The sequence below is a fragment of the Paraburkholderia sp. HC6.4b genome, assembly GCF_014200875.1.
Classification (GTDB): Bacteria; Pseudomonadota; Gammaproteobacteria; order Burkholderiales; family Burkholderiaceae; genus Paraburkholderia; species Paraburkholderia tuberum.
On the sequence record NZ_JACHDC010000001.1, the window covers coordinates 410,189 to 424,331 of the forward strand.

Here is a 14,143-nt window from a genome sequence, read left to right on the forward strand (position 1 = left end):
CTAACGCGTACTCGGTCGTGCGGGGCACGTTGACCGGATCAGATTGTTGGCTTCAATCTAGTTCAGCCCAAGACGCAATGCAAGCGCCCGGGAGAGCGTCTCCGCCTATCCATCTACCCACGTGTTCCATGGAGTTCTCTCGTGTTCCCAAAAAAATTTCACATCTTGGAGCTTCGACACCGACACCCTCCAGCGGAACGACGCCGCGCAGTAAAATGCCGGCCGCCCGGGGCACTATCGCCCGAAAACAGGCTCGCGCGTTTCATGTTTCTTCGGCGGGAGGTAGCCCGCTGGCACCAACTTCCTTCATCCTGCCGGCAAGGGCTTGCGCGAGCGCTAAACGCGCTGCCGCGAGTTCTAGGTCGAAGCGTTGCGCCGGCCGCCGGGCTATGCGCAGCCGTCGGCAAACAACCTCGCGATCGGCATGCCACAGAAAGACCATCCTCAGTATTTCCCGATGCGACGGATGCAACGTCTGCCATGCTTTCGTCACCAGCGCCGCATCGATCGGATCATAGGCACCGCGTGACACATTTCCCCAGTTCTCAAGTCGACGGGCGAGGGGCGCCTCGGCGAGGTCGCGGCTCATGGCAACGACTCCGCATCGTCCCGGTGTTCCGGCTCCGGTGCCCGATAACGCGCCGGATTCGCGAGAAACTGCCCGATGTCAGTTGCGCGCCAACCTACCATCCGGCCCCCCAGTGATATTGCCGACGGAAACGTGCCGACCCGCATGCGCCGGTATATGGTTGAGCGTGATAGCCCCGTCTTCGCTTCGACCTGCCGGCGGCGCAATATCGCCCGAGATTCGTTGTCTTCGACGGACATGACTGCCCTCCTGTGTTTTCTTTCCGGCCCGGATGGCCGGACCACAGAGGGCATTCAAGCAGCGATTGCGTCCGTCAGCCAAACCCGTCTTATCGTCGGGAGGCACCGTCGTGAAAGCCTGACCGGTCACCATGTGAGACGAACCCCAGTCGGTATCTTTAAGAGTTACTAAACGATTCAGGATAGGTGCATTACGAAGGAGAAACGACGATGATCGGTGCCGATCCGGGACAATAGCTCGAAAGCTACGTTGCGCAGCTCGTCGAGTCCGGGTGATACGGCTCAAAGTGAGATGGGTCGCGAAGGCGTGTGCTCCATCCGGGATCGCGAGACGTAGCCCGCCTCGCTCGATGCCTCGATACCCGCGGCCTGGCCGATGCAGACGGTGGCCGGACAAATCCGGCCGACGAAGTAGTCGACAGGCTTGACTTTTCCGCCTCACTGGCGCCGGCCGAACGGGCAAGCGTGCCAAGACACCAGCGGATCGACAGGGACGCCAGAACTTCGTCCTCATACCAGCGCCCAAGTGTTGCCTGACGACACGCTGTGTTATTGCATCGTAACGCCGTGCAGCGTAAACGTCGATTCGCTTCGAAAGTAGTAGTCGTACCTAAGGGCCGCCGACGGATTCCCGCCCACGACACCAACACGCTGCCTGCTCCGACCTGTGGACTCGCCCCCACCTGTATGAATCGTCCGTAAGATCATTGTTGCCACCCGTTCGTACTGGACGTAGAACTGCGCTGCCCGTAACCGGTCCCCTTCCGGAGCCACGCGGTCCTCTCCCGTCACGCCGTTGGGAAAGAGCGACGCCGTATGAAGGCTCTGGACGGTGGCCGCCGCGGAAACGGCCCCACGAAGTACAACCCATTCGCGCTGCAGTTGGCCTGCCCTGCTCTACATGGTACCGTTTCGCCCATGACGAACCCCGGTGCTTTCGCCAGCAAGAGCTGCGAACTACGGGGACCATTCAAGCAAGTGGATCAAGCGACGGGCAAACCCGTCTTACCGTCAGAGCGCCCCGTCAGGATCGTGGTCGCGTGTGATGACGACTATCAGCTTCTTTTAGCCAGTCAGGCCGAATCGCAGAAGCGTACGTCTGTCCGCTGCGCGACGCTTCTCCATTGGGCTGGCCCTTTAGGTTTAATCGTTTGTCGATCGCATGCGCGACCACAGACGACTTGGGCGGATTGTTCTCGTCATAGCTCGACCAGAACGTGTGCATGATATCGAACATCCCGGACAGAATTTCGGTGATGAACGGCAGGTGAATTGTGATTCCGTCGGACTGCTCCGACGGCCCCGCACTCGTGTACAGGCAGGCTTTCCACACTGGAATTATCGCACGTAGAGAGTCAATTTCCTCCTCCAGCCCTTCCTCGGTTGCATGATGCAACGCTACCGTGCGCAGCAGCGCCTTCCCCATCTCAGCTAATTGTCGATCCTTTTCTCGCAACCGCTCGGTTAGCCGGCGGACATCGGCCTCGGCCCGGTCCACGCGCCGCTGCAATGTGTTGAAGGTAGCCTTTGAGACGATTCCGTCGCAAGCGCCTGGTGCCTGGCACGCGTTATGTGAGTGATCCATGATCGTCCTCATTGGCTGCAGCGTTATGCCGCATCACTCTCTGCCCCCCGACGGGTCCGCTCAAAACTTTCCCGCATGACCAGATGGGCCGTCTCCTTCATCGACGGGCTTGGGCCTGTTGTGCAATGACGCGCCCTGCGTTTTTCTTGTTGGGTGACGCTTTGGTCCCACCGACGTAAAATCGGCTTATCTTCACAAACTCAGTAAGCGAGAGTTTAATCCGTCACTCCTAGCATCGGGGCGATGCCATTTTGCATTGACTTTTCCAAAATACCATGCTAGAGAGGGCGAAATATGTATGATTTGGATGCTCTCAAGAAATTTGACCTGATTATCGACGCACGAAGCCCGCGCGAATTTGCCGAAGACCATCTGCCTGGGGCCATAAACCTTCCGGTCGTCTTCGACGATGAGTATGCGGAAGTCGGTACTACTCATCGCACCAATCCGATGCGCGCGTATCAGATCGGTGTCGCCTACTCCCTAAAGAACATCGCCCGGCACCTCGAGCTTCCGTTTTTTCGGAGCGATCGACGAATGTCAGTCCTGGTTTATTGCTTCCGTGGTGGGAAGCGAAGCAAACTTTGGACAGACGCTCTGGAAACCATCGGCTACAAGGTCGACAGGCTGCCGACTGGTTGGAAAGGATATCGAAATTGGGTGCGTCAGACTCTCGAAGAGGTCCCCGCGCACTTGCAGTTCAATGTGCTCTCTGGCCCCACCGGATGCGGAAAAACTCGACTGCTACTCGCGCTACGGACGGCAGGTGCACAGGTCATCGATCTAGAGGACCTTGCCTCGCACCGCGGCTCGATCATTGGGGCAATTCCAGGGCGAGCCCAACCAAGCCAGAAATTTTTTGACAGCCTTTTGCTTGCCGAGATAAGTCGTCTGGACTCGGCAAAGCAGATCTGGATCGAAAGTGAAAGCAAGCGAATCGGTCACGTCCAATTGCCGACTGCGCTGTTCCATAGAATGCATGGCGGACGTTTATTCGCCGTCGAGACCCCGATGCGCGAAAGAATTGCAATGTGGCGTCGCGAGTATCCCCACTTCGAAAGAGACCCCACGGGCCTAGTCACACAACTTGGCCACCTAAAAGCACTCGTAAGCGGGGCGACACTACAGAAGTGGGCGTCGATGGCTGAACGCCGCGAGATCGAAGCTCTCTTCGAGAGCATCATGGTCGACTATTACGACCCTGCGTACACTCGCTCGACGAAGCAAAATTATTTGCATACGGAGCACGCCATCAAGATACAACTTGAAACGCTTGACTCATCGTATCTCGCAAACGTCGCAAGACGTTTGATTTCTGAGAGTGACGCTCTGACGTCGCCTCCGCCTGAGTAAGACCTTCGTTCGTCGATTCATTATCGAAAACCAGAACGGCGAGAGAAGCGTCAACCAAAGCATTTGAAAGTAGCCACCCGGCAAAGTGGTTCGTTGCGCGGTGAGACTCTGATATGGCGTTTCACCGTCCTGATGGTGAGCATTATGGAAGCCGTTGTTCACGAGTAGGCAGTTCGACAACCAAAAGTCAACATCCCACGACGTAAGCGCAGTGCGCGAAATGTCAGCATCGAATCCGTAGTGCTGCATGTACCCGACTGCCTCAACGACAAACACGCTCACAACAGCGTATCCGATGTAGAAAAGCGCAATCTTCCATTGCAGAAGCGCGGCGAAGCCCAGCAACAATATTGCGAAAAGTGCATTTCGAAAAAGGCTATACGGTACCTTTCCCCCCGGATGGGAACGCCGCGAAAACGACGAGAGCAACCCCGCTGCATAGGAGCGTCCAACATGACACCATACCGTCGTGCCCAATGAAGCAGTCGAACCGAATTGCGGATTTCCAACATGTCGATGATGCAATTGGTGCGCAACCCGGTAATGCGGATAGCCGGCAACGACGAATGCCAGGTCACTAACGTGCTGCCATATTCTGGCTGGTCGGTGCGTAAGCTCATGCAGGTGTGCCATTGCGGTAGCGCTTAACACTCCGCACGCGACACCAAGTCCGACCAGTTCCACCCATGATGCAGTTGACGCACGGTACGCACCGATTCCGAGTGCCAAGGCCCAAGAGAAAGCAAACCAGGCAGGTACCTGATCTTCATCTGTTTTCTCGATGGCTTGTCCCGACTTGGGAGCTCCTCGCCCTATCGTTGCGTCCAGCGCAGGAACAACGAACAGGACCACAGCCACAAATGTCCAAGGGCGTCCGACAAAGAAGAGGGCGCCTGCAGCCGTGGGTAAAGTGAGCGAGAGCCAAAACGCTCTACCCGAGTTACGCCAGAAGGTCATTCATTTCCGCGAACTTAACCGCTTCTGAGATATGCGAAACACCAATCTTGTCCTTTATTTTTCTATAGTTTACGTAGACGGTCTGAACGGAGATGTCCATCTCGCGAGCAATGTCTTCCGCAGTAAATCCATTTTTAAGGTAGCCCACTACGCGGAGATCCATTTCAGTAATACCATGCGCCTCAAGGATCTCGCGTCTTGTCATCCGGATGGACCAATCGAGCAATTCCATGGCAAGTGCTCTGAAATACAATCGGTGCACGGTCAGCCTCTTTTCCCCGACAGCCTGGCTATCGTCTGATCCGATGTACAGAACACCCATACGCTCTGTGGCGCTGGCGTGGACCGGCACCACGATCCCGCTTCTGAAGCCGTGTTTGCTTGCCGCGACGAGCATTTCGCGCTGGCCTTGTGTTTCGGCGACAATCTCGGACCCCGTTATTGGAGCGGTGTTGCTTCGCGCATACTCTAGAAACGGGTCAGTCATGTACCATTTATTGGCGTTATACATCTGACACCATTCCGGGCGGCAGCCAATGAGAAAGCGATGCGTCGCACGGATAGCCGTTGTCGCGCTGGGATGGAGTGAAACGAACACGTACGACTCACCGCCAAGCGCTGTGACGATTGATTTGACGCAACTTGCCAGTTCAGAGTCGTCCTTGGCGACCATGAGCTCTTCGAAGAGACTGCCAACTTCAGGGGGCGCCTGTTGGGCAATCATTTCCTCACCCTCCTCAACCCCTTCAGGCGCTTGCGTAGCTATTCGGCCACGCGATTTTCTACGAGGTGACGCCGAACTTCGTAATACAACGGAGCCAGTTCCTCCGAATACGGGTCCGCGTCTGCAAATCGGTGTAGATCGCCTAACGCAGAAATCGGCAGCACTTGGACAGATGCTGTTTGATCCCTTTCAATAAGCCGCCGTTCAAGCGAAAAACCGCGCGCCGTTTGGAAAAGGCTGAGCACGACGTGTTCCCCACCGAGATTGAGCCCGCGCTCAAAAACAAGACTCTTCATCATCGGCTCCGGCAGGGCGATTGCGATGACCACACGAAGAGCAGGCGATCCCTTCGGGATCGATTATCGAGACGCTCGTGATAAAGTCTTCAGATCCACAAGCGAGACATTCGACAATCAAACCGTCATACTCGGTGCCGCAGCACTGGCAAGTTAGGCGGTGAATCTCCCCCGCAGCGAGCACTTCCCAACAGTCTTCCATCGGGACGCCGCACTTAGGGCAAACAAAACCTAGTTCGGAGATTACATTTGTCATGTTCGAAAGCTTTATGAAACAATTCGCGTTCCGACAAGTAATGACTTAGCTTAGCACTGTCCTATTTCGTGGCGCAATCAGCCACAATTTGCCGGTGGTTCCCAATCAACTGGAGCGCCACCTCACTGCAACAGCACCGAACCAAGTCTGGAAGGAGTGATATCACCTGTCTCGCGAAGACCGAGGGCTGGTGTACCGTCAAATCCTCGTAGCGAAATTTGCAATGCCAGACGAACTACACGAATCACCCTAGAATGGGAGCAAGGTACAGCGAAGGAAAGCTCAATGCCTTTACGAATCAAGCTCGTGAGGCCGCTTGGGGCGTGCCCTTACCGTTCACTATGGTTCCATACCGTACTGGAGAACCGGGGCGCCTTTGTTTGACTAGCAAGCAACTGCGTGCGTCGGTGGCGTCCCGCATAAAATACCTGGCAGTACGACGCACGGTACGTTTATTGCACGGATGACAACATCGCACTCGGACTACCAGAATAAGCCACTTCATCCTGGCCCGCGCCGTCCCGCCTCCATGCGGTTAGCGATCCATGCGTCAATCTCGCTTTCCAGCCATGCTACTCTGCCGCCGCCAATCTCCACCGGCCGTGGAAATTTCCCGACCGCCAGATACCGGTATACAGTGCTTGCACCGAGGCCAACGCGGGTACGTACCTCGCGAAGGCGAATCAGGCGCACTCTCGCGCCAGCGCGTTCGGCAATCTGTTCGTCCATTGTTCTGGCCCTCCCGACTACGTCCGGATAACCCCGGACATCGCCAATCTAGCTTGTCGCAGAAGGCGCTGCAAACTTGCGATGAGGAACAGGATTGCGGAAATCCGGAGCCACACTCCGAAGGCGATTTCCCCTGGATTCCCTGCTGTTCCCACTCTCCAGGGACGACGGGGCAATCCTCCCACCGGCAAGCCACCAGAGAGCGAAACTTCGCGATTTGCCCGAAACTAATCCTTGCGGCCCCTGAGAGATGCGTGCGCCAGGAAACCTACCTGTTCGCAGCGGCCGCGCCGACAAGGCCTCAGACAATCCGCGCACGACATCAGGCTGCTTTCGCTTTCGGGCTGCAGTAAGCCACCCAGTCATCCATCATCTGCCTGCGTCGCTGGAACATGTCCCCTCGACGATAGGCGGCCTCAACCTTGTCGTCCACCGCGTGAGCGAGCGCCATTTCGGCCATTTCGTTGGGGTACGTCGTACATTCGGCGGCCCAGTCGCGGAAGGTCGAACGAAAGCCGTGCACGGTGAGGTCGGCGCGCTTCATGCGGCGAAGGACGGTAAGCATTGCCATGTTCGACAGCGGCTTACCCTTCTTCGCGCCCGGAAAGACCAGTTCTCCGTCCGTCTCATCAAGCAGGCGGCGAACCAGCGCAAGAGCCGACGCGGACAGCGGAACCCGATGCGGGCGCTCAGCCTTCATCCGCTCCGCAGGGATTGTCCACGTCGCGGCATCGAGATCGAACTCGCTGCGTATCGCGCCGATCACTTCGTTGGTCCTGCCCGCAGTGAGAATCACGAGTTCCAGCGCGCGTGCTGCGAGACCATCCTGAGCCTTGAGAGCCTTCATGAATGCGGGCGCTTCGCCGAAGGGCAACGCGGGATGGTGCCGAACCTTGCGCACCCTGATGCGCGCAGGCAGGATTTTGTCGAGATGGCCTTTCCATCGTGCCGGGTTCTCTCCCTCCCGATACCTGTGCGCGGTTGCCCAGTCAAGCACCGACTCGATGCGCCCCCTCACGCGACTGGCCGTCTCGGGCTTCGCCTCCCAGATGGGTTCGAGAACACTCACGACGAGCGTTGTATCGATATCGCGCACGGAAAGCTGGCCGAAAAATGGAGAAGCGTAAGTGGCCAGGGTGTTCTCCCATTGCGTCACGTGCTTTTCATTTTTCCACCCTGCACGGTTGGCCTTGATGAATGCCTTGGTGCACTCATCAAACGTCTTGTTATGTGCGGCCATCGCAAGCTGCTGCGCGCGTTCGGCACGGCGCGCCTCGATCGGATCGACACCTTCGAAAAGCATCTTCCGGTAGCGGGCTGCGAGCTCGCGTGCATCGGCAAGCGAGACGACATGCAGTGGCCCCAGGCCCATCTCACGCAACCGGCCCTTGCGCCTGAAGCGGTAGACCCATGAGCGCGTACGCGCCACCGACACCTGAAGGTACAGACCACCGCCATCGCAGTAATGGCCAGGCTGCTTCAGACGTGCGACGCCGAGCGCGGAAAGACGGTGGATGGAGCGTGAAATCGTGCTCATGACTGCCTCCTTTCTACCCATACTACTACCCATACTTTTGTTTGCGATTGGGTGGTATGGAGCGGGAAGGTCCGGCACAAGAAAAAACCCCGGAAGGCCCATGTGGCGGCCTTCCGGGGTTTGGTCCGGGACATTGTGAGATGCCCCGGGAGGTGCTCCTGGCGGAGACGGAGGGATTCGAACCCTCGATCCAGGTTTTGGCCCAGATGCTCCCTTAGCAGGGGAGTGCCTTCGACCTCTCGGCCACGTCTCCCAAACTTTCTGTCGCACAGGGAGTCAGTGCGACGAAGGCAAGATCATAGCGGGCCGGGCCGATAAGGTCAATGTCTGACGAACATATTTGTGCCAACGTGGCGTCTCACCACGCAATTCATTCACATGAACGCCACAAAACAAACGGGACGCTCTAGAGCGCCCCGTTTTTCCCGCCACTTATGCCTGATCGAGTTCGAAGGCCTTATGCAGCGCGCGTACCGCGAGCTCCATGTACTTTTCGTCGATCAACACCGAAATCTTGATCTCCGAGGTCGAGATCATCTGAATGTTGATGCCCTCTTCCGACAGCGTGCGGAACATCTTGCTGGCGATGCCGACGTGCGAGCGCATCCCGACGCCGACCACCGACACCTTCGACACCTTCGGGTCGCCCAGCACCTGCTCGGCCTGGACGTGCGCCTTTACCGTGCCGGTGAGGATTTCCATTGCACGCGCATAGTCGCCGCGGCCAACCGTGAACGTGAATGCCGTCTTGCCCTCGACGCTCTGGTTCTGGATGATCATGTCGACATCGATATTCGCGTCCGCCACCGGGCCGAGAATCTGATACGCGATGCCCGGCTTGTCGGGCACGCCCATCACGGCGATACGAGCTTCGTCGCGCTGGAACGCGATACCCGAGATGACTGCTTTTTCCATGGTCTCGTCTTCTTCAAAAGTAATCAGGGTGCCCGACTTCATTTCTTCGTCGAGTGGCATCAGCGGATCGGTCAGGCTCGACAGCACGCGCGTTTTCACCTGATATTTGCCGGCGAATTCCACCGAGCGGATCTGCAGCACCTTCGAACCCAGGCTGGCCATTTCCAGCATTTCTTCGAACGTCACGCGGTCGAGCCGGCGCGCTTCTTCAACGACGCGCGGGTCCGTCGTGTACACACCGTCGACGTCCGTGTAGATCAGGCACTCGTCGGCCTTCAGCGCGGCCGCGACCGCGACTGCCGACGTGTCCGAGCCGCCGCGGCCGAGCGTCGTGATGTGGCCGTCCGGGTCAATGCCCTGGAAGCCGGTGATCACGACCACCTTGCCGGCTGCGAGGTCTTGCATGACGCGCTCGCCGTCGATGTCGCTGATGCGCGCTTTCGTAAACGCGCTATCGGTCTTGACCGGCACCTGCCAGCCTGCGTAGCTGACCGCTTCGACGCCGGCTTCCTGCAGGGCGATCGCGAGCAGACCCGAGCTGACCTGCTCGCCGGTGGCGGCGATCATGTCGAGTTCACGCGGGCTCGGTTGAGTCGTGATTTCTTTCGCGAGGCCAAGCAGGCGATTGGTTTCGCCGGACATTGCCGACGGCACGACGACCATCTGATGGCCGGCCTTGTGCCATTTCGCGACGCGCCTGGCGACGTTCTTGATGCGCTCGACCGAGCCCATCGAGGTGCCGCCGTATTTATGTACGATGAGTGCCATTGTCGTTCTGAACTGGAAGAGAAACCGCGCTGGCGCGCTGGAGACGACCGCACAGAAAGCACAGGGGCGCAACGTCTCGTGAACGGCGGCAAAGTGTGTGGCGGCGTAGATGCAGCACGCGTGCAGCACGCGCGGATTTGCCCGGGATGAAATCGCAAATGGCTGATCGGAATTGAACGGCGACGACGGATCACGCACGCCTGCCGGCACTAACGACCGATAGCGACAAAAGCGACGGCGAAATCGGGTCGGGCAAACAAGCTAAAGTACCTGATTAGGGGCAAAAAGACAAGACGCAACGAGCGCTCAAATGCGTCGAATCAGGCCTGCAATGCCCTGTTTTATCGTTGATTTGCGCCCTGTTTCACGCTTTCGACATCTGCACGCACGGCTTGCGCGACTGTCCGACCGGCGCTCAGGCGATCAGCAGATCCTCGCGCCAGACGATTTTCACGCACGCTTCGCGCTCCGGAGATGCGTCGCGCACAGTCCCGCGATTCATGCCGATCAGCGGCACGAACAGCAGTTCATCGCCAACGTAAAGCAATGGCACGTCGCGCTTCCATGCGGGAATGCCGCGCTCCTGAAACAGGTTCTTCAGCGTGCGGCTGGGCGTGTTCGGCACACCGATGCGCATGCGTTCTCCGCCGCGGCGCGCCCGCACGCTTAGAGAGGCTCGTTGCAGGACGCTGACGGGAACCATGTCGCATGCTTCGTTACGTGGTGCTGCGTGCGCTGCGTCGGCTACGTCGGAAGCAGCGGCTGCATCCACCATCGCGAACACGAACGTGCCGCGCCATTGCGGCAAATGCCAGATCTCTTGCCCTTGCCACGCGAGTTCACTGATCTCGCGCTCGACGAGCGCGGTTTCGTCGGCGGGTTCGCTGCTATCGCCGGCTTCCCAGTAGACGAGGCCGCGATAGCTGCGCAACGCATGCCCCGCATGATCGATGCGCAGCCGATGTCCGTCCTGCCCCGCTGCCACTTCGCGCAACTGCCGCAGTGCATCCGCGACACGCGCGCTCGATGCCGCGACGAAGCCGAGCGTACGCATCCAGTAGCGCAGCAGATTCAGCGCGCGATCGTCGTCGAGAGCGAGCAGCACGTCGTGCGCGAGGGCGCGTCCTTCATCGCGCGACGCGCTTTCCATGTCGGCGCGCGCGAGCGTGTCGAGCAATCGCTGCGCCGATGCCGAATGCGCGGCCGTGCGCGCGAGCGCATCGCGATAGCCCGGGAAGTGCACCGCGAGCACCGGCATCACCTGATGACGCAAGGCGTTGCGCGCATAACGCGTGTCCGCGTTCGATTCGTCGTCGATCCAGCGCAGCTTGCGCGCGCTCGCATAGTGTTCGAGCTGCGCGCGCAGCAGATGCAAAAGCGGCCGCACGCGTGTCGTCGACGCACCTGTCGGCAGCGAGCCGGGCGCCATCGCCGCGAGACCCGCGAGCCCCGCGCCGCGCAGCAGTTGCAGCAGCACGGTCTCGGCCTGATCGTCCGCATGCTGCGCGAGCCATAGCGTGCCAATGCCGTGCGTTGCGCACATCGCTTCGAGCGCGCGATAACGCGCGTCGCGTGCCGCGGCCTCGATGCTCAGGCCCGGCGCGCGCGAAACATCCACGCGTCGCGCGTCGAATTCGACGCCACGTTCGCGCGCGAAAGCCTCGCAGTGCGCGAGCCACGTATCGGCATGTGGACTCAAACCATGATGCACGTGCAGCGCGATACAGCGCGACGCACCCGCGACGCGCACCGCCGCATCGAGGAGCACGCTCGAATCGACGCCGCCGCTGAATGCCACCGCAATGCGCGCGTTCGAATCGAGCCCGGACAGCGCGGCGCCGAGCGCCTCGATCACGAGGCGCTCGGCGGATGAGTCGGCGGTGGTGGTCACGTCGTTAGCGCGGAAAGCGCCGGTGGACGAAAGAGACAGGCCAACGCGCGGGCTTATGCGCCCGGCGTCGTTTCCTTGAATTTGCCGTACGCCATCAGCCGTTGGAAACGGCGTTCGCGCAGGTCGTTGGTGCTCATACCCTGGAACTGGCGCAGCGAATCGGCGAGCGCACGGCGCAGCATCGCCGCCATGCCCTTCGGATCGCGATGCGCGCCGCCGAGCGGCTCGTTGACGATCTTGTCGATCAGACCGAGCGCCTTCAGACGATGCGCGGTCAGGCCGAGCGCCTCCGCTGCTTCCGGTGCCTTGGCGGCGCTTTTCCACAGGATCGATGCGCAGCCTTCCGGCGAGATCACCGAGTAGGTCGAGAACTGCAACATCAGCACGCTGTCGCCCACCGCGATAGCGAGTGCGCCGCCCGAGCCGCCCTCGCCGATGATCGTCGCGATCAGCGGCGTCTTCAGCTCGGCCATCACGTACAGATTGCGGCCGATCGCTTCGGACTGGCCGCGCTCTTCCGCGCCGATGCCTGGGTACGCGCCCGGCGTGTCGATGAACGTGAAGATCGGCAGGCCGAACTTCTCGGCGAGGCGCATCAGCCGCTCGGCCTTGCGATAGCCTTCCGGACGCGGCATGCCGAAGTTGCGCAGCGCGCGCTCCTTGGTGTCGCGGCCCTTCTGATGACCGATCACCATGCACGCCTGGCCGTTGAACCGCGCGAGACCGCCGACGATCGACAGATCGTCCGCGAAGTTGCGGTCGCCATGCAGTTCATGGAAGTCGGTGAACAGCTCGCTTACGTAATCGAACGTGTACGGACGCTGCGGATGACGGGCGATTTGCGAAACCTGCCACGGTGAGAGGTTCGCATACAGATCTTTGGTGAGCTGCTGGCTCTTCTTGGACAGCCGCTCGATCTCTTCCGAAATATCGACGGCCGAGTCGTCCTGCACGAAGCGCAATTCTTCGATCTTCGCTTCGAGTTCAGCGATCGGCTGTTCGAAATCCAGAAACGTGGTCTTCATTGGTTGTAATCCTTGGACTTACCGGGCAGCGCGTATTCTAACCGCGTGCGCCGATGTCAAAACCATTTCTCAACTATCGATATCATATACGCGATAGTCTCTGAAACGGCTTCGTTTCCTGTTCTTCTTTAGTAGTCGACCGGTAACGGATCGAGACTACGCCACATGTACCAGGTCGCCACCGTGCGCCACGGCTCCCAATTCGCGGCAACCTCGCGCGCTTCGCTGCGCGTGACGGGTTCGCCGCTGAAATAGTTGACGCTGATCGCGCGGATCAGGCCGAGGTCGTCGAGCGGTAGCACATCGGGACGCGACAGGTTGAAAATCAGGAACATCTCCGCGGTCCAGCGGCCGATGCCGCGAATCTGCGTGAGTTCGGCGATCACCGCCTCGTCGTCCATCGACGTCCACTTGCCGACGTGCAACGCGCCCGACACGAAATGCCTCGCGAGATCGAGCACGTACTCGGCCTTGCGTTTCGACAAACCGCACGCGGTCAGCTTCTCGAGACCGAGCTTGATGAACTGCTGCGGCACGAGCTTCGGACACGCGACTTCGACCCTCGCCCACACGGCCTGCGCCGACGCGACCGAGATCTGCTGGCCGACCACCGAGCGCGCAAGCGTGACGAAAGGATCGCCACGACTCAGCAAATGCACGGGGCCGAACTTCGGAATCAGCTTCTTCAAAATGCGATCGCGCTTGACGAGATCCGCGCACGCCTTGTCCCAATACGCGGGACGCGTGACCTCAGGCGCGAGACCGCCGATCTGCACCGGCACCGCGACTTCGTTCGCGAGCGATGCGACACCGGCCGCTTCGCCGCCCGCGCTTTCCGTGCTCGCCGAGGTGGCCGATACGCGCGTCTTGCGCACGACTTCGCCCGCGTTCTTGTCGCGCGCGAGTTCCTGCACGTCGCCGGCGAGCTCGGCCGCGAGTTTGGCCGGCAACGCACCGTTGCCCTTCGCCCGCGACGCCGTTTTCGCGCGTTTCGCAGGCGCGTGCGCAGCTTCAGTGCCCGCGCCATTGAGCGAGCGTTTGGCCGCGTTCTTCTTTGCCGCGGCCGAGTCGGCTTTCGCCGCCGCCCCGCCCGCTTTCGAGGGCGCTTTGTCTACCGCGCCGCCGCCCGCACGAGTCGACTGAGCTGCGGCAGCCGATGCTGCGGCAGCCGATGCCGCGGCTGCCGCACTGGTTTGAGACGCCGCGCGTTTAGCCGGCGTCTTCGTGGCCGTTGCCATCCTGCCTCCTGCCTGGCGAGTCGTTCAGAGGGAAGTACGAG

General features: G+C 59.9%; 13 protein-coding genes and 1 tRNA gene. 1 reads left to right on the forward strand and 13 read right to left on the reverse strand.

The features are described from left to right. Positions 1–262 precede the first annotated feature (262 nt). The 3 genes from HDG34_RS01760 to HDG34_RS01770 form a co-directional block, all read right to left on the reverse strand. Positions 263–589: a hypothetical protein gene (locus HDG34_RS01760; protein WP_184057246.1), complete on the reverse strand. Its 327-nt coding sequence runs from the start codon at positions 587–589 to the stop codon at positions 263–265. Continuing rightward, complete coding sequence (locus HDG34_RS01765; RefSeq protein WP_409259236.1) at positions 586–882, reverse strand: AlpA family phage regulatory protein; 297 nt, start codon at positions 880–882, stop codon at positions 586–588. The genes HDG34_RS01760 and HDG34_RS01765 overlap by 4 nt, the downstream gene beginning before the upstream one ends. A gap of 970 nt (positions 883–1,852) precedes the next feature. Then, positions 1,853–2,413, reverse strand: coding sequence for a hypothetical protein (locus tag HDG34_RS01770; protein ID WP_184057249.1), 561 nt, complete (start codon positions 2,411–2,413; stop codon positions 1,853–1,855). Between the two features lie 294 nt (positions 2,414–2,707). Here HDG34_RS01770 and mnmH point away from each other — a divergent pair, with 294 nt between their 5' ends. After that, positions 2,708–3,766: a tRNA 2-selenouridine(34) synthase MnmH gene (mnmH, locus tag HDG34_RS01775; RefSeq protein WP_184057251.1), complete on the forward strand. Its 1,059-nt coding sequence runs from the start codon at positions 2,708–2,710 to the stop codon at positions 3,764–3,766. Here the strand turns inward: mnmH and HDG34_RS40045 are convergent. The 10 genes from HDG34_RS40045 to HDG34_RS01825 form a co-directional block, all read right to left on the reverse strand. Beyond that, entirely contained in the window at positions 3,692–4,723 is a 1,032-nt protein-coding gene (locus HDG34_RS40045) for a fatty acid desaturase (protein WP_184057253.1), read from the reverse strand. The two genes, mnmH and HDG34_RS40045, sit on opposite strands and share 75 nt — an antisense overlap. Next, positions 4,707–5,447, reverse strand: a complete 741-nt coding sequence (locus HDG34_RS01785) for an autoinducer binding domain-containing protein (protein WP_184057255.1) — start codon at positions 5,445–5,447, stop codon at positions 4,707–4,709. Before HDG34_RS01785 ends, HDG34_RS40045 begins: the two co-directional genes overlap by 17 nt. 38 nt (positions 5,448–5,485) lie before the next feature. Then, on the reverse strand, positions 5,486–5,743 hold the full coding sequence (locus tag HDG34_RS01790; RefSeq protein ID WP_116142094.1) for a hypothetical protein: 258 nt from the start codon (positions 5,741–5,743) through the stop codon (positions 5,486–5,488). 757 nt (positions 5,744–6,500) lie between these two features. Further along, entirely contained in the window at positions 6,501–6,728 is a 228-nt protein-coding gene (locus HDG34_RS01795; protein ID WP_184057259.1) for an AlpA family transcriptional regulator, read from the reverse strand. A 322-nt stretch (positions 6,729–7,050) separates the two neighbouring features. Further along, positions 7,051–8,265: a site-specific integrase gene (locus HDG34_RS01800; RefSeq protein ID WP_184057401.1), complete on the reverse strand. Its 1,215-nt coding sequence runs from the start codon at positions 8,263–8,265 to the stop codon at positions 7,051–7,053. Between the two features lie 159 nt (positions 8,266–8,424). Then, positions 8,425–8,518, reverse strand: a tRNA-Ser gene (locus HDG34_RS01805). A gap of 179 nt (positions 8,519–8,697) precedes the next feature. Further along, positions 8,698–9,948 (reverse strand): aspartate kinase, encoded by a 1,251-nt coding sequence (locus HDG34_RS01810; RefSeq protein WP_090800687.1) that lies wholly within the window; start codon positions 9,946–9,948, stop codon positions 8,698–8,700. 415 nt (positions 9,949–10,363) lie between these two features. Further along, a complete protein-coding gene (gene tilS, locus HDG34_RS01815; protein ID WP_184057261.1) occupies positions 10,364–11,839 on the reverse strand; it encodes a tRNA lysidine(34) synthetase TilS in 1,476 nt (491 codons plus the stop codon). A gap of 53 nt (positions 11,840–11,892) precedes the next feature. Beyond that, the gene (locus HDG34_RS01820; protein ID WP_184057263.1) at positions 11,893–12,864 is read right to left on the reverse strand and encodes an acetyl-CoA carboxylase carboxyltransferase subunit alpha; all 972 of its coding nucleotides are present in this window, start codon (positions 12,862–12,864) and stop codon (positions 11,893–11,895) included. Positions 12,865–12,992: 128 nt separating this feature from the next. Further along, complete coding sequence (locus HDG34_RS01825) at positions 12,993–14,102, reverse strand: DNA-3-methyladenine glycosylase (RefSeq protein ID WP_184057265.1); 1,110 nt, start codon at positions 14,100–14,102, stop codon at positions 12,993–12,995. Positions 14,103–14,143 lie beyond the last annotated feature (41 nt).